This window comes from Microcoleus sp. B5-D4 (genome assembly GCF_036705145.1).
In the GTDB taxonomy this organism is placed as follows: Bacteria; Cyanobacteriota; Cyanobacteriia; order Cyanobacteriales; family Microcoleaceae; genus Microcoleus.
This window is the reverse complement of record NZ_JAUBTV010000006.1, coordinates 16,966-31,922: the sequence shown is the minus strand read 5'-3', so window position 1 is coordinate 31,922 and position 14,957 is coordinate 16,966. Positions and strand designations below refer to the sequence as shown.

The 14,957-nt window shown below is 45.7% G+C and carries 14 protein-coding genes; 11 read left to right on the top strand and 3 right to left on the bottom strand.

Features of this window, described 5'->3' with window-relative positions; all coding sequences use genetic code 11:
- The first annotated feature begins 26 nt into the window (after nucleotides 1-26).
- From QUB10_RS04500 to QUB10_RS04465, 8 genes are all read left to right on the top strand, one after another.
- Nucleotides 27-668: a Uma2 family endonuclease gene (locus QUB10_RS04500; protein ID WP_333199928.1), complete on the top strand. Its 642-nt coding sequence runs from the start codon at nucleotides 27-29 to the stop codon at nucleotides 666-668.
- A 341-nt stretch (nucleotides 669-1,009) separates the two neighbouring features.
- A complete protein-coding gene (locus tag QUB10_RS04495) occupies nucleotides 1,010-1,744 on the top strand; it encodes a glutathione peroxidase (RefSeq protein WP_333199926.1) in 735 nt (244 codons plus the stop codon).
- A gap of 201 nt (nucleotides 1,745-1,945) precedes the next feature.
- Nucleotides 1,946-2,917 (top strand): sodium-dependent bicarbonate transport family permease, encoded by a 972-nt coding sequence (locus QUB10_RS04490; protein ID WP_333199924.1) that lies wholly within the window; start codon nucleotides 1,946-1,948, stop codon nucleotides 2,915-2,917.
- A 4-nt stretch (nucleotides 2,918-2,921) separates the two neighbouring features.
- Nucleotides 2,922-3,230: a P-II family nitrogen regulator gene (locus tag QUB10_RS04485; RefSeq protein ID WP_015174010.1), complete on the top strand. Its 309-nt coding sequence runs from the start codon at nucleotides 2,922-2,924 to the stop codon at nucleotides 3,228-3,230.
- Between the two features lie 616 nt (nucleotides 3,231-3,846).
- Entirely contained in the window at nucleotides 3,847-4,878 is a 1,032-nt protein-coding gene (gap, locus tag QUB10_RS04480) for a type I glyceraldehyde-3-phosphate dehydrogenase (RefSeq protein ID WP_333199922.1), read from the top strand.
- Between the two features lie 159 nt (nucleotides 4,879-5,037).
- Nucleotides 5,038-5,403 (top strand): DUF1823 family protein, encoded by a 366-nt coding sequence (locus tag QUB10_RS04475; protein ID WP_333034746.1) that lies wholly within the window; start codon nucleotides 5,038-5,040, stop codon nucleotides 5,401-5,403.
- 263 nt (nucleotides 5,404-5,666) lie between these two features.
- Nucleotides 5,667-6,881 carry a transposase gene (locus tag QUB10_RS04470; protein WP_333199921.1) on the top strand — a complete coding sequence of 405 codons (1,215 nt, stop codon included), beginning with the start codon at nucleotides 5,667-5,669 and terminating at the stop codon, nucleotides 6,879-6,881.
- Nucleotides 6,882-6,955: 74 nt separating this feature from the next.
- On the top strand, nucleotides 6,956-7,651 hold the full coding sequence (locus QUB10_RS04465; protein WP_333199919.1) for an LPS assembly lipoprotein LptE: 696 nt from the start codon (nucleotides 6,956-6,958) through the stop codon (nucleotides 7,649-7,651).
- Nucleotides 7,652-7,833: 182 nt separating this feature from the next.
- Here QUB10_RS04465 and QUB10_RS04460 read toward each other — a convergent pair whose 3' ends face one another.
- The gene (locus QUB10_RS04460; protein WP_333199917.1) at nucleotides 7,834-10,149 is read right to left on the bottom strand and encodes a protein phosphatase 2C domain-containing protein; all 2,316 of its coding nucleotides are present in this window, start codon (nucleotides 10,147-10,149) and stop codon (nucleotides 7,834-7,836) included.
- A 1,043-nt stretch (nucleotides 10,150-11,192) separates the two neighbouring features.
- Here QUB10_RS04460 and QUB10_RS04455 point away from each other — a divergent pair.
- Nucleotides 11,193-11,549 carry a hypothetical protein gene (locus tag QUB10_RS04455; protein WP_333199915.1) on the top strand — a complete coding sequence of 119 codons (357 nt, stop codon included), beginning with the start codon at nucleotides 11,193-11,195 and terminating at the stop codon, nucleotides 11,547-11,549.
- A gap of 243 nt (nucleotides 11,550-11,792) precedes the next feature.
- Here the strand turns inward: QUB10_RS04455 and QUB10_RS04450 are convergent, their stop codons facing one another.
- Nucleotides 11,793-12,137 carry an NAD(P)H-quinone oxidoreductase subunit M gene (locus QUB10_RS04450; protein WP_333103676.1) on the bottom strand — a complete coding sequence of 115 codons (345 nt, stop codon included), beginning with the start codon at nucleotides 12,135-12,137 and terminating at the stop codon, nucleotides 11,793-11,795.
- Nucleotides 12,138-12,365: 228 nt separating this feature from the next.
- Here QUB10_RS04450 and QUB10_RS04445 point away from each other — a divergent pair, with 228 nt between their 5' ends.
- Both QUB10_RS04445 and QUB10_RS04440 read left to right on the top strand, forming a co-directional pair.
- On the top strand, nucleotides 12,366-13,565 hold the full coding sequence (locus tag QUB10_RS04445) for an AAA family ATPase (protein ID WP_333199913.1): 1,200 nt from the start codon (nucleotides 12,366-12,368) through the stop codon (nucleotides 13,563-13,565).
- On the top strand, nucleotides 13,559-14,176 hold the full coding sequence (locus tag QUB10_RS04440; RefSeq protein ID WP_333199911.1) for a DUF4276 family protein: 618 nt from the start codon (nucleotides 13,559-13,561) through the stop codon (nucleotides 14,174-14,176). Before QUB10_RS04445 ends, QUB10_RS04440 begins: the two co-directional genes overlap by 7 nt.
- 60 nt (nucleotides 14,177-14,236) lie before the next feature.
- Here QUB10_RS04440 and QUB10_RS04435 read toward each other — a convergent pair whose 3' ends face one another.
- On the bottom strand, nucleotides 14,237-14,794 hold the full coding sequence (locus QUB10_RS04435) for a hypothetical protein (RefSeq protein WP_333199909.1): 558 nt from the start codon (nucleotides 14,792-14,794) through the stop codon (nucleotides 14,237-14,239).
- Nucleotides 14,795-14,957: the final 163 nt, after the last annotated feature.

Below are 14,957 nucleotides of genomic sequence, written 5' to 3'. Positions count from 1 at the left end.
GAACAACTTGTAAGGAGGTAATACCGATGCTGACGATCGAGCTAGATACATTACTTAAAGAACAAGCACTCCAACGCCAAGATCCTGAAGATCGCTACCTTACCGATAGCGCCAACTGGGAACAATACGAGACACTGCTGAATCGGATTGGCGATGCGGCAGGATATCGAGTTACTTATTTAGATGGAGTTTTGGAAATTATGTCGCCTTCTCGCCGCCATGAAAGTAGAAAAACTCGCATTGGAGATCTGCTGCTTATTTATTTTGTAGAAGCTGACATCGAATATTTCCCTTTTGGGTCTACAACTCTGCGACAAGAGGAAAAACGTGGCGGTACGGAACCGGATGAAGCTTACTGTATTGGCACAGATAAAGAATTTCCCGATTTGGTAATTGAAGTGATTGTTACCAGTGGCAGCATCAATAAACTAGAACTGTATAGAAGGTTGAATGTGCGAGAGGTTTGGTTCTGGCGAAATGACCGATTTTCTATCTACCATTTGCGAGAAGAAATTCCGGTTGAATTCGTGTCCAACTGCGGTTATGAATTAATCACACAAAGCGAATTGCTGCCAGGAATTGATATCGATATGTTGACAGAATGTGTAAAAAATCCTCACCCGTTAGCAGCAGCAAAGGAATGGAGACAGAATTGCCGACCTACTTAACCCTCTTTTGTCAGTTTCGGCAGAAAATAATCTGGGATGGTTATATCATAAGGCTTTTACCAAAAACCTTGATTTGGGCCATTCTGTTAGAAAATAAATGCTCAAATCCTTGATCTATCTACAGTTGAAAATTTGGTTCTCATTTTTAATTTTCCAGAGTGACAAAAGAGGGTTAAACAGCAAGTTTTAAATCTGCTATCTGTCGCAAAGACAATGAACTGAGCTCGCGCGCGCGCCCAAGTCCGAGAAAAAAACTCGCCTCCCCTTGACAACTCATACTCGTTATGAGTACGCTAAAGTAAGCAAAGGAATTGAACCCAAGTACCCAAAAATTTAAAATCATGCTGACGAACCAAGAAGGTCAAAGAGTACCCAAAGTCACCTTTCGCACTCGCAAAGACAACGAGTGGGTGGATGTCACCACCGATGATATATTTGCAGGTAAAACCGTAGTAGTGTTCTCGCTGCCAGGAGCTTTTACGCCCACTTGTTCGTCAACGCACCTCCCCGGTTACAACGAATTGGCGAAAGTTTTCAAAGAAAATGGCGTAGATGAAATCGTTTGCATTTCCGTCAATGACACCTTTGTGATGAACGAGTGGGCAAAAGACCAAGAATCAGACAATGTGACATTAATTCCCGACGGTAACGGCGAGTTTACTCAAGGCATGGGAATGCTGGTAGACAAAACAGATTTAGGCTTTGGGAAGCGGTCTTGGCGTTATTCGATGCTGGTAAAAGATGGCGTGGTTGAAAAAATGTTTATTGAGCCAGAGGAACCGGGCGACCCTTTCAAAGTGTCCGATGCCGAGACGATGCTCAACTACATCAACTCCGCAGCAACCAAGCCGAAGCTAGTTTCGCTGTTTACAAAAATGGGCTGTCCCTTCTGCGCTAAGGCTAAGGGAATGCTGAGTCAAAAGGGCTTGGATTATGAAGAAATTGTCTTGGGCCGGGAGATCACAACCAAATCGCTCCGGGCTATGACTGGGGCTACAACTGTGCCGCAAGTATTTATCGACGGCAAGTTGATCGGTGGTTCCGAAGCCCTAGAGTCTTATTTGGCAGTTGCTTAGTTAAACAACAATAACTTAGCCTGCGGGTGCATAGTGCACACCTTCGTTGTAAGGTGCGTACTGTGCGCCTTTGCCGTATTTGGGGGTATTTAACCAGATCGAGCTTCTGAGTCAAAAGTTCGATCGGTCTATTTATCCATTCTCGTGCCACAATTACTGGGGAAGTAATATTAAAAACGCAAGAAATGGGAGTGAACGATCGTGGATTTGAGTTTAGTAGCGTCAAATATCTTAAATCCACCCATATTAGCTTTTTTCATGGGAATGCTGGCAATTTTTCTTAAATCTGATTTAGAAATTCCAGCGCCCATCCCCAAACTGTTTTCGCTGTACCTGCTGTTTGCGATCGGATTTAAAGGCGGCGTCGAACTGTCCAAAAGCGGAATTGACCAGCAAGTCGCCCTGACAATTTTAGCAGCGATGCTGATGTCAATGCTAGTACCCGTTTATACTTTTTTCATACTGAGGATCAAACTCGACTCTTACAATGCCGCGGCGATCGCAGCCACCTACGGTTCCATCAGCGCCGTCACATTTATCACCGCAACATCCTTCCTCACAGCACAGGGGATCGACTTTGACGGTTACATGGTAGCTGCGCTAGCATTAATGGAATCCCCAGCCATTATAGTCGGTCTGATTCTAGTCAGTGTATTTGGTGGGGAAGAAGGAAAACGCGAAATAGTTTGGCCAGAAGTGTTGCAAGAAGCATTCCTAAACAGTTCAGTTTTTCTGCTGATTGGCAGCCTAATTATGGGGGTACTGACAGGAGAACATGGTTGGGAAGTTATGAGTCCGTTTACTCAAGACTTGTTTTACGGAGTTCTGACTTTTTTCTTGCTAGACATGGGGCTGGTTGCTGCTAGCAGAATTAAAGATTTGCAAGAAGCAGGAATTTTTCTGATCGGCTTTGCAATCCTAATTCCCATAGTCAACGCAGTAATTGCTTTGGTAATAGCCAAATTAATCGGAATGCCGCAGGGAGACACTTTGCTGTTTGCCGTATTGTGCGCGAGTGCTTCTTATATAGCAGTACCAGCAGCCATGCGCCTAACTGTTCCCGAAGCGAATCCAAGTCTTTACATTTCAACTGCCTTAGCAGTGACATTTCCATTTAATATCATTGTAGGCATTCCCCTGTATCTATACGGAATCAATATGTTTTGGAGGTGAGATAATGGAGTCAGTCAAAAGAGTAGAAATCATAGCCCACTCAGTAGAACTCGGCAAGATTTTAGATGGTTTAGACAAAGCTGGTGTACCCGGTTATTCGGTGATTCGTGATGTCGCTGGAAAAAGCACTAGGGATCACGTTTCCCGTGATTCATCAATGACGGCACTGGATAACATTTATGTGCTTGCTTTTTGTTCACCAGCTCAAGTTTCAGCAGTTGCAGAAAACATTAGACCCGTGCTCAATAAATTTGGTGGGTCGTGTTTTATTTCAGATGCGGTGGAATTGCTAATTACTAGGTGCGTCGGGTAGTCATTAGTCATTAGTCATTAGTCATTAGTGATTGGTGATTATACCAATTCGGAAAATTTGAGCTACACATATAGCAATCCTAAATCATTTGTGAATTTCTTACTCCCTCCCCGCGAGTTCGGGGAGGGTTGGGGTGGGGTAAAAAATTTACGACTCCTGCAAGGATTGCTATAGATTGTACGCCATATGTGTATGGACACGGCAGTGCTGTGTCCTTGCGCGTATCTGCGACTTTCATCCTAGGCTTTGGTTCCCACAATCGCCATTGGTGAGAATGCCAATCCGTTTCGGCTTTGGGATAAGTTTTTTATTATTACTTTAGCCTGATTTTAAAAAGGCAATTTTGAAAAAAATTTCTGTCTATTATAGCACTTCTACAAGTTGACAAAAATCAGCCATTAGCCATTAGTCAGCGGTCTTTTCAGGATTAATTGCCCTTCCCAGCCGGGGCAGAATTCAGAATTCTTAAGAGATAGAAAAGAATCAGTTGCAAAAATCCGTTAGCGTGGTAAATTCTAAGCCACAACAGGCGATCCTCTTCGTTGGCGTAGCCCCCGTAGGGGCGGGCTTCGCTAACGCCCGATCGATTAACGATATTTTCAATAGGAGTTTAAACATGGCTGCATTAAAAGTTGGCATCAACGGATTTGGTCGCATCGGACGGCTAGTCATGCGTGCCGGCATCAAAAACCCCAACATCGAATTTGTCGGCATTAACGACTTAGTTTCGCCAGACAACCTGGCTTATCTTTTCAAATACGACTCCACCCACGGCATTTACGACGGCGAAGTTGAAAGCAAACCAGACGGGATTGTCGTTGACGGACTATTTATCCCCTGTACAGCGATTAGAAATCCTGCCGAATTGCCCTGGGGTAAATCCGGCGCAGATTATGTTGTAGAATCTACCGGATTGTTTACAGATTTTGAAGGGGCCTCAAAACACTTGACGGCAGGAGCCAAACGAGTAATACTTTCAGCACCGACAAAAGACCCGGAAAAAGTTCCAACTTTTCTAGTAGGCGTCAATCACCACAAATTTGACCCGGCAAAAGATACGGTTGTTTCTAATGCTAGCTGTACGACAAATTGTTTAGCACCAATTGCCAAAGTTATTAACGATAACTTCGGATTGGAAGAAGGTTTAATGACGACAGTTCACGCAATGACAGCTACTCAACCAACTGTAGACGGCCCCAGCCAAAAAGATTGGCGGGGAGGACGCGGTGCGGCTCAAAATATTATTCCATCTTCGACCGGTGCAGCGAAAGCTGTTACTTTGGTGTTGCCAGAATTGAAAGGAAAATTGACGGGAATGGCTTTGCGCGTGCCAACTCCCGACGTGTCTGTAGTTGACCTTACTTTCAAAACGGCGAAGGAAACTAGCTATAAAGAAATTTGCGAGGCAATGAAAAAAGCTTCGGAGGGCGAACTCAAAGGCATTCTTGGATATACTGAGGATGCAGTGGTTTCGACAGATTTTCAGGGCGACGCGCGATCGAGCATTTTCGATGCAGGTGCGGGAATTGAACTGAATTCTAAGTTTTTCAAAGTTGTTTCCTGGTATGACAACGAGTGGGGTTATTCTAGTCGCGTGATAGACTTAATGCTGTCTATGGCCGAGAAAGACGGAATTTTGAATAATTAATTTTTTGGGGGTGGCATTTTGGGCGGGGTTCGCGTGCCCAACCCCTACTCCCCACAAACAAATTCCTAGGATTTTTTGTGGAACGGGCCGGAGAGCCCGTTCCTGATAATGTTATCTAATGTGAGTTAAACTTTTTTTATTTCCGATTCGATCGCGCTCATGTCTGAATTACCACCGCTGAATAACGAAACTATTTGGGCTATTCTCAACGAAGAAATCGACGATGCTGCTGTCAACCGATTAGTTTGGCAGTATCTGGGCTACCGCTGGGATGCCGAGACTGGCAAGTGGAACAGTGCAGGTGTTGCAGCCGAGTGGCGGCAAGAGTACCCGGAACCGCCCGATTTTATCGATTCTAGGCCGGCGACGGTGAAATTGACTCGATCGACCCCTCCAGAAAACAAGCAGTTGCTGAAGGAAAAATTGGGCTTTAAAGGCTATAAAATTGGGGAATTCGGGCCCAGACAGACTCGCAGGGCGACGATGGCTAATTGGTTGATGGGTTTTATGGAATCTGGGGCGTAAGAGGTATTGGGGATTGCTGTGCGGTTCTTGCCACCTTTAGTCTGTGTCCTCTGCGTCCTCTGCGGTTCATTAACAAAAATTAAGCCTGTTGAAAGTCAAAAAACACTAAAACCCGCCAATTCCAACCTCCTCACCCCCCAACCCTGACCGAAAATTTGGGTGCTGTGCCCAGTCCTTTTAGGACGGCTTTAATTAGACTTCTTGAAAAAGCGTTCCTACGTTCGCTCATGGTTGTGATATAATCAGGTAGGAGGATAGAGCAAATGTTTCATTTAGTCTACGAATTCAAACTCAAACCAACGGCAGGACAAATAGCAATCTTTGAAGATTGGCTAGAACAATGCCGTCGCGTATACAACTACGCATTGGCAGAGCGTAAACATTGGTTTGAGTCTCGTAGTTGTCGAATTAACGCTTGCTCTATCCGATCTGAGTTCATCATTCGGGCCGAAACAAAACGACCAACTTATGCAAGCCAGTGCAAAAGTTTAACTACGGCTAGGGCAAACATACCCACTTTGGCAGCCGTCCAAGTACACGTCCTACAGCAAACACTCAAAAGGCTTGAAAAAGCGTTTGTGAGTATGTGGGAACAAAAACACGGTTTCCCCCGCTTTAAGAAAGCAGGAACAATGCGATCGTTTGTATTCCCGCAATTGGGGGTTAACCCTGTCCAAAATCAAGCGGTGAAGCTCCCTAAAATTGGTTTGGTTAAGTTTCATCAATCACGTCCTATCCCTGATGGTGCAACGATTAAGCAAGCAAGGATAGTCCGTAGGGTTAGCGGTTGGTACGTGATGTTAGCCCTACAATGGGACGTTTCAGTACCCACTCTAATGCCCCACGGTGAAGGTATCGGAATTGATGTGGGACTAACTAATTTTCTAGCAACTTCTAACGGTCTTTTAGTCAAGCGCCAAAGATTTTTTAAAGACGCAGAACGCAAGCTTAAATTGCTGCAACAACGTGTCTGTCGTAAAAAACTAGGTTCTAACAATTGGCGTAAAGCTCAAAAGAAAGTCGCCAAACTGCATGAATACGTTGCTAACAGTCGGAAAGATTGGCATCGTAAATTATCTCATCAAATCTGCCAAAACGTGGGAATGATTTTCGTTGAGGATCTGAATCTGATTGGGCTGTCTAGGGCGATGCTAGGGAAACACTGCTTAGACGCAAGCTGGGGTCAATTCTTCACAATCCTAGAGCAAACTTGTTTGAAATATGGCGTGTACTTTCAGAAGGTAAGTGCTCATAAAACGAGTCAAATTTGCCCCAATTGTCTAGCAGAAACAGGAAAAAAACAGCTTGATGAGCGTACTCATTCATGCTCGAACTGTGGCTATACAACGGACAGAGATGTTGCAGCCGCTCAAGTAGTTCTAATTAGAGGACTTGCAGCCGTAGGGCATACGGTCAAGATGCTTGCCGAGGGTAAATTCATTGGAATCCCTGCGAATCAAGAATCCCCTCGCCTTTAGGCAGGGGTATGTCAAATCGGGCTGTTCCGTAAAGTATTCTAGAGTCGGCACAAAACAACTGTGAGGTAAGCTTTATGAAAAGAACCACCATATCTCGCTTAACCAGCATTTCCCTCGCTACTCTAATGCTAGCAGGCGTTTCATTAAGTGCGATCGCCACACCAGCCAGCACCCAACCAGCAACCCAACTCGCCCAAGCAACTGCCAAAAAGCGCCTCGTCGTCATGGACTTCGACTACGGCCCCACCAACAGCTATTACACTTCCTACAGGGGAGTCGGCGCCGCCAAAGGCATCAGCGAACTGCTAATCAACGAACTCGTCAACAACGGCACTTATACAGTAGTCGATCGCAGCAAACTCGAACAAGTGCTCAAACAGCAAAATCGCAGCGGCGCGATGGATGCCGGGACAGCAGCCGAAATTGGCAAACAATTAGGAGTTGACGCCGTGCTCATCGGCACCATTACCAAGTTTAATATCGACAAACAATCCGGCGGCGGCAGTTTCATGGGAATCGGCGCGGGTTCACAAAAAACCAAAGCTACCGTTCAAATAGATGTGCGGTTAATCGGTACAGCTTCAGGAGATATTCTTGCCACCGCCAAAGCAGTAGGAGAGGCTGATCAAAGCGATTCTAATATTTCTGTCAGAGGTATCAGCAGCAATTCTGGCAGCAGCAATGAAGACTCACTTTTGAGCGCGGCAGTTGACAAAGCCGTCTCCCAAATGGTGACTAAACTGGCAGAAGTATCTAACAAATTAGGTTAGCAATTTTGAAACCTTGTTAGATTTGAGATGGGAAATTATTAAATTTCCCATCTCAAATCTCAAATTATGTCAGCTACTTGACCAGCGATGGTATCAGTTAATCTTAGTTTTGTTTAGAAATTTGCATTTTTCTTTCTACTAAATTTAAGCAAAGTTGCTCAATATACTCAAGCATTAACAGTTTAATTAGCATTGGGATTTGAGTCAGAAGCAACGCATTTCCCCTGTTGAGTTGGGTTTAAGGCTAGGTTAGACACTACTTTAGAAACAGCAGCTTGTTCTTGAATCCATCCGATTTCCCCCGGTTGCAGCTTGGCGCTTTCTACTTCAACTGTTGGCTTAACTACCGGGGAAGGGGAGGGAGTGGGAGTTGCCACAGCGGGAGATGGATTCAGTGTCGGTTTTGAAACAGTAGAAAAATCTTTATTTGACTCGGGTTTGGGAGAGTTCGATCGCACTATTTCAGGAATCGAACAAACTTTCAATTCCAGCCAATTGCCTTGAGGCGTAAGCTGTTTGTTTGTCACCTGCAAAACGCTGCCGGCTGGGACTGTTCCTTTGACAGTCAACTCACCGATTGCGCCTCGCAAATCCAAGCGATCGCCCTCTTTTCCTAATTCCCCAGCCGCAGAAGTTTTAATCTCTATAAACGAGCCTGTTTCTAAAGATTGCACCGGAGAAGCTACAGATTCAACTGTTTTCTCCGGCGTGCTTCCAGCATTAATTAAACCGCGTTTCCCGAAAATCGACTCCCCGGCAGTATCGATCGCGCGACCCACCGGAGGGATGAAAAAATAAGCAAATACACCCCCCAAGCCTAATAAAAATAAAATTTTCAGCAGCAGCGAAAATAAACTTTTGCTTTTTTCCGGCGGTAACAACAGCGTTTTTCCTTGAGAATTCCCCTCGCCAAGGCTTGTGCTTTCGGTCAAATCCGTTGGCAGATCCTCGCTATCGGAAATTAGTTCGATCGGCGTATCTAAAGGTGCGACAGACAGTTCTGTAAAAGTATTGCCGTCTTCCCTCAAATGCGCTTGACAGTGAATTAAAGCAACAGTGACGTTATCGTGACCGTTTCTAGTATTAGCAATCTCAATCAGTCGATCGCGCGCCTTAGCCAAACTAATGCTACCGTCGAGAATTGGCAAAATCTCCGCTTCCCAACATTCCTCAACCCGGTCTTTATCACTCAAACCGTCGGAACACAGCAGCAAAACGCAGTCTTCATCCACTGGAAAACGCTGCACAGTCGGGTGCAAAGTGTTGGACGAAGTAATCCCCAAAGCTTGAATCAGAGCTCCGGCGGCGACTTGTTCCAAAGCATCCCGGTAGAGAGAGTAGCCCAAACGCACCTCGCGGCAAGCCACATTATCATCGAGAGTAAGTTGATAGCAGCCAGTGCGGGTAATCCAGTAAGCCCGACTGTCTCCGACGTGGGCGACGTAAAGCTCGTGAATGTGGGCTAAACCCATAACTAGCGTAGTTCCCATCCGCTGGCGGCCTTGGCGGTGTTCGCTGTCGTTGCGACTGGCTATCTTGTCGTTAGCAGCACAAGCTGCCCGTTCCAGCTTGGAAGTCAGGCTCAACGGGTCCCAATTAGCTTGATGTAGGGGCATTTGCTGCAACTTGTCGCGCAGCACACCAATTGCTTCTTCGGAAGCTACTTCGCCCCCGTCTTGTCCACCGATACCGTCGCAGACGATCGCGCAAGCTTCCGCACCCGGGCTTCCTGCCAACAGCGTACCGCTGGGCGGATAGCAAGCATCTTCGTTGTGAGCGCGGGATCTGCCTACATCCGTGCCCGTGGCAATTTCAACGTGACGATCGTAAAATCGGCCGCACTTTGCCAAAGCTTTATCCAACTGGCTCATCAGTTGTTCGCCGTGGCGCACTTGACCGGCAACCATTTGCTGGCAAAGTTGCCTCAAAAAATTGGCAATAGTTGGGTGAGCATCTTCGAGCCACTGCTGCCACAATTTGCCCAACTGGGACAAATGAGGCTGTTTGCGATCGGGCTGCAATTCCAGAAACCGCACCAATTGCCCTTCTACCCGTAGCAGTTCGGGAGTCAGCAGCGTCGAAGCCACGCCCTGAGCGATACAAGGCTGCCACAACTTGGCCATTTGCCACAGCCAATTGAGCTGGCGCATCGCTGCAGCTCCTTTCCAGGAGTCCGCCAATTCCGGCATTAAAGATTCCGTCACCTTCAAAATAGGCACGTTTTCCAGTAGCCAGATATCTCCCGATAGCTTGCTCATCTTGGACGATACCAGGCCGTATACTTGAGGTACGTGCAACTGATAGGCAAACAGTCTCAGATAAGGAGTGACAACACTCGGAATCTCATCGGGCAGTTCCGGCAAGTGTTCGGGTTGAGTATCGACAAGAAGTCGATCGCGCTTGACCAAGTAGCGACCAGCGATCAGATCGCCTGGCTTACACCCTTTGATCCCTTCACCTAAAGCCCATAAGTAGTGTTTTGCCACAGAGTTTTGCATAAGGGTTCCTGACGCCTTTGGGCAAGCGTGCTGATCTGAACTATTTTAGCGATTGAACCTCGACGGGTTGATACGTGGCGATTATTTGACACCCCCGCTTTCTCAACAGACGGAGATTCTTAAGACTTCGCAGTCCTAATATCCTGATTTTTCAGGTTCCCTGGCTCACCACGTTTGCACTGTTGTGTGCGTAGCGATATCTCCTTACAATGTTTTAGGCGTGACTTTCCCCCAGTCCAGGGGTAGGTTTTAATGTCTTGTACTGACACGAACAGTTTACCATTTTGTTGACTGCCGGATGAATCTTACTATGAGCTTTCAGGGTTAGACGATCGCGCGACACCCCAGTCATCGGCTGGAAATCACGCTGTTTTCAGCATATTCATGATAGCGGCAATTTCCGAAGAAATCGCAGCACTCAAGGGAATTGAGATTTTAGACTAACTCTAATGGTATGATGCAGCTAGGTAGAAATCACCTGAGCCGACAGATATAAATAAATATCAATTGTCGGTTTTCTCGCGAAGGGTCATCTGTGCCTCGCACCCTAGTTTCGCAACAGAAGTTAAATTTAACCCTACCCAAAGACGGATACAAGCCCGCAGATTCATCTGTCGAGTCAATCTCAAATCTAAAATCTAAAATCGACTGACGGATGCCAGCCCCCGACAGGAATCGGGGACAGCAAAAAAATTAGATATTAGTTCCAGCCCCCAGATTCATCTGTGGAGTCAATCTAAAATCTCAAATCTCAAATCTCAAATCGACTGATGGACGCAAGCCCCCGACAGGAGTCGGGGAAAGCCAAAAAAATTAGATATTAGTTCCAGCCCCCAGATTCATCTGTGGAATCAATCTAAAATCTAAAATCTAAAATCTAAAATCGACTGATGGACGCAAGCCCCCGACAGGAGTCGTGGAAAGCCAAAAAAATTAGATATTTAGTTCAAGCCCCCAGATTCATCTGTGGAATCAATCTAAAATCTAAAATCTAAAATCTCAAATCGACTGACCGGCCTCTGCAAGCTGTTGAGTATTTAACCATGGCCCCACATGAACCCAGCGCCTTTTCCAAGAATTTGCCCGATCCGAAGCGGCTGCCTGCTGTTGAAATAGACGAAATACTCACTAGCATTCAACATTCTCACAGTTTCTATTACAAAGTGATGAATCTTGAGGTTTGGGCGCTGGTGGAAACCTTGGATGGGATGTTTCCCGGCGCTTGGGGTCAGTTTATGAGCAACCGCCAACTTGCAGTTAAACAGTTTTTGGAACGCGATCGCGTTCCCAATTCTCCGGTTGATGCTGGGGAGGCGGGGGAGAAGTCCGATCGAAGTCAGAAGAAGGAAGAAGCCGGGAGTCAGGAGTCAGGAGTCAGAAACAAGCAGGAAGAAGAATAAAAGCAGATTTTCAGCTTTAAACCCCCCGTACTCCCAGGGCGGTTTCATTCTCACCAAAAACATGAATTTTGTAGGGGTAGTGCTACCCCTACAAGAAAATGAAACCGCCCTGCGGTACTCCCGTGATTAAGAGGAGTAGGGGGGATCGAAACTCAGCTACAAGCGACATTTATTATGGGTTTCAATCTTAAGTTGACATAAATGCCGATCGCCCGTTAGCGAAGCCCTCGAAGAGGATCGCCCTTACAGGTGAACTTTGGCATCAACTTGAGGCAATCCCATGCTGTAGTTAACAGCGCGGCTGTTGAGGTTATAGCTGATTTGGCCTTTTTGTAAGAACGATCGTACCAAGTGCTCCAACTCCGAACCGATACGGCGGAGGTTGTACTCGGTCAAGTCTTCGCCCTCGTATGCGTCTACGAGTTGGTCGAATTTGGCATATACCTGTTTGATTGACTCGTCATTCCAGTTAAGTTCGTTATCTGGGTCAATGTCGAGGGTCAAAAGGTCATTGCTGGGGACGAGTTCGTTGTCTTCGAGGATGGCGGTGTATATGCGAATATGGCGGGTTGTTGACTTGAGCTGCATGAGTTCTTATGTGTAAAGATTTTTTGCTGAATTAATTGTAATGGGTCACAGACCTTTGCAGGAGAGTAGGTCGCCTGTTGTGCGATGCGATCGATCGGGATATCTCACTCCCCTTCCGACTTCAAGGCAAAGACTGGGAATCGGTAGTTTTGAGACCTACTTAATTCAAGACTAAAAACGAAGGCTTTCACAAGGTATAATAATGCAGAATTGGCATAGGAGGACAAGGTGGAAGGCAAAAGATTTATTCACTCCCTGCAACTGCAAAACTTCCTTTCCTATGGAAGTGAGGGGGAAAAAATTGAACTGCAACCCCTGAATGTATTGATCGGTACTAACGCATCCGGCAAATCTAACTTCATTGAAGCGATGGGAGTGTTGAAGGCAACACCTACCGACTTACCTGCTCCGATTCGTCAAGGAGGTGGTATCAGCGATTTTCTGTGGAAAGGTGAAAAAGGTACTGCCACAGCAAAAATAGAGGCTATTTTAGATTACCCAGAACGAACGATGCCACTGCGCTATCAGATTAGTTTTACCGCAGTCGGTCAGAGACTTGAAGTAGTGGACGAAGCTATAGAAGATATGGAAACCCGCCATAGTTTTGAAAGCCAGCCATTTTTCTATTACCGTTATAACGATCGGGCTCGCCCTGTTATCAATGTTATAGAGGACAACGAGCAGCAAACAAGAAAGCTGCGGAATCTGCGGCGAGAAGATATCATTCCCGATCAATCTATCTTATCTCAAAGAAAAGATCCAGAACTCTATCCCGAACTATCATATCTGGGAAATAAATTGGCCGACATTGGTTTATATCGTAACTGGCAGACAGGGAGAGATTCAGTATCTAGAAAGGCTCAGCAAACTGACTTGCCAGAACATCCCCTCCTAGAAGATGGTGGCAACTTAGGACTGGTTTTAAATAACTTACAGTATCAATTAGGAAGTAGGCTGATTATTGAAAAATTACAACTGTTCTACGATGCAGCCGAAGAACTGAGTATCAAGATTTATGGCGGTACTGTCCAGATATTCATCCGCGAAACAGGATTAACTCAGCCAATACCCGCAACTCGTTTATCAGACGGTACGCTGCGTTATTTATTCTTAATAGCTTTACTTCTAGATCCAACTCCCCCGCCACTTATTTGTATTGAAGAACCGGAGATTGGCTTGCATCCCGACATTCTGCCTGCAGTTGCTGAAATGTTGATCGAAGCCTCACAGCGCACACAATTGATTGTGACAACCCATTCCGATGCTTTAGTGTCGGCTCTGAGTCCTGAGTCAGTGTTAATATGCGATCGGGATGATAGAGGAAGTCACCTGAACCGTCTCGATCCCGAACGACTGAAAAAATGGCTTGAGAATTACAGTTTGGGAGACCTTTGGCGGATGGGAGAAATCGGGGGCAACCGATGGTAAAGGAGATTCGCATTTACATCGAAGGTGGTGGCGATGGCAAGAATACAAAGCAATTGCTCCGACAAGGATTTAGCAGTTTTTTCAAAGAACTTGTGCAGGTTGCCCAAAGCAAGAAAATCAAGTGGCAGATCATTCTCTGCGGTTCCCGGAATAATGCTTTCAGGGATTTCAAGAATGCTTTGGCAGATCACCCAAATGCTTTTATCATCCTTTTAGTTGACTCAGAAGCCCCTGTAAAGCAGCCGCCTTGGGAGCATTTGAAGTGGAGGGATAATTGGGATTCGCCTGGGGTTGATGACACTCATTGCTATCTCATGGTTCAAGCGATGGAAGCTTGGTTGATTGCTGATATTGATACTTTAAAAAGATTTTACGGGCAGGGATTTAAAGAAAATGCGATTCCTAAAAAGATCAATGTAGAGACGATTGAAAAGAATTTGTTAGAACCAAGCCTGAAAGCAGCTAGCCGCGACACAAAATCGAAAGGCGAATATCAAAAGATACAGCACGCTTCCAAGCTGTTAGAAATGTTGGATGTTGACAAGGTTCGCAAGGCTTCTTCAGAGTGCGATCGTATTTTTACCACTCTCACCAAACTCATGGAGGATTGAAGCGATGAAAGTAGCCAAGGGCGCGAAGCAAGACAGGGAGAAAGGGGGGAAGGGCGATCGTCAATTTCTCGGAATCCCGAAATTTTTTAGTTGTTCGGCAGTCCAATTTTTGTAATATTCAGTTTTCTCTAAAGCATCGGAAGCTGGCTTCAGCTTAGAATTTACTTGAACAGTGAAGCCCGGATAGGGCATCCTCCGAGTATGAAGCCCGTCAATATTAAAATCTTCTTCGGGATGGATGTGAAAAGCCAGCAAGCCCAACTCTGAAATCTGATTATTCAATTTGTCTATCAATTCTTTAGTTTCGGGCGCAGTAATTGCTGTTTTTTCGGGATTAATTACTACCATTATTTCAAATTCCGAATTGTAAAATTCATAAATTGATTTCATGATGGCAGAATCGCGATCGAACTCAGTCATGGCTGAAAACCGCTCTATTTTGAAGAAAATTTGATTAGCCAAGCGTGCCTTTTTAGCGAAGGGACAAATCGGTAAATCGCTGAAAACTGGATGCGGTAACTCGACAAACTCGGTCATCCATCTGAGGGTAGATTCTATAATTTCCGTGTCAGATTCATTCATCGACAATCTATGTATTTGATCTTTAATACTAATCATAATCTATTTCTAGGGCGATGCACACCATTGGTGTCAATTTAACGCTATTTGCCTCAGTCCGGCAGGGGTTTAAACCCCTGCCTCATAGCAAAAGTCCTCTGAAGAGGACTGAAGAACTCATTAGTCCTCTTCAGAGGACTAGCCAGGAAATTCATTCCCTGGC

Bases quoted from the DNA above. Each gene is read 5' to 3' on its own strand.
- QUB10_RS04455 (WP_333199915.1), top strand. From the start codon at position 11,193: ATGGCCCCACATGAACCCAGCGCCTTTTCCAAGAATTTGCCCGATCCG.
- QUB10_RS04500 (WP_333199928.1), top strand. From the start codon at position 27: ATGCTGACGATCGAGCTAGATACATTACTTAAAGAACAAGCACTCCAA.
- QUB10_RS04485 (WP_015174010.1), top strand. From the start codon at position 2,922: ATGGAGTCAGTCAAAAGAGTAGAAATCATAGCCCACTCAGTAGAACTC.
- QUB10_RS04460 (WP_333199917.1), bottom strand. From the start codon at position 10,149: ATGCAAAACTCTGTGGCAAAACACTACTTATGGGCTTTAGGTGAAGGG.
- QUB10_RS04465 (WP_333199919.1), top strand. From the start codon at position 6,956: ATGAAAAGAACCACCATATCTCGCTTAACCAGCATTTCCCTCGCTACT.
- QUB10_RS04470 (WP_333199921.1), top strand. From the start codon at position 5,667: ATGTTTCATTTAGTCTACGAATTCAAACTCAAACCAACGGCAGGACAA.
- QUB10_RS04440 (WP_333199911.1), top strand. From the start codon at position 13,559: ATGGTAAAGGAGATTCGCATTTACATCGAAGGTGGTGGCGATGGCAAG.
- QUB10_RS04495 (WP_333199926.1), top strand. From the start codon at position 1,010: ATGCTGACGAACCAAGAAGGTCAAAGAGTACCCAAAGTCACCTTTCGC.
- gap (WP_333199922.1), top strand. From the start codon at position 3,847: ATGGCTGCATTAAAAGTTGGCATCAACGGATTTGGTCGCATCGGACGG.
- QUB10_RS04450 (WP_333103676.1), bottom strand. From the start codon at position 12,137: ATGCAGCTCAAGTCAACAACCCGCCATATTCGCATATACACCGCCATC.
- QUB10_RS04435 (WP_333199909.1), bottom strand. From the start codon at position 14,794: ATGATTAGTATTAAAGATCAAATACATAGATTGTCGATGAATGAATCT.
- QUB10_RS04475 (WP_333034746.1), top strand. From the start codon at position 5,038: ATGTCTGAATTACCACCGCTGAATAACGAAACTATTTGGGCTATTCTC.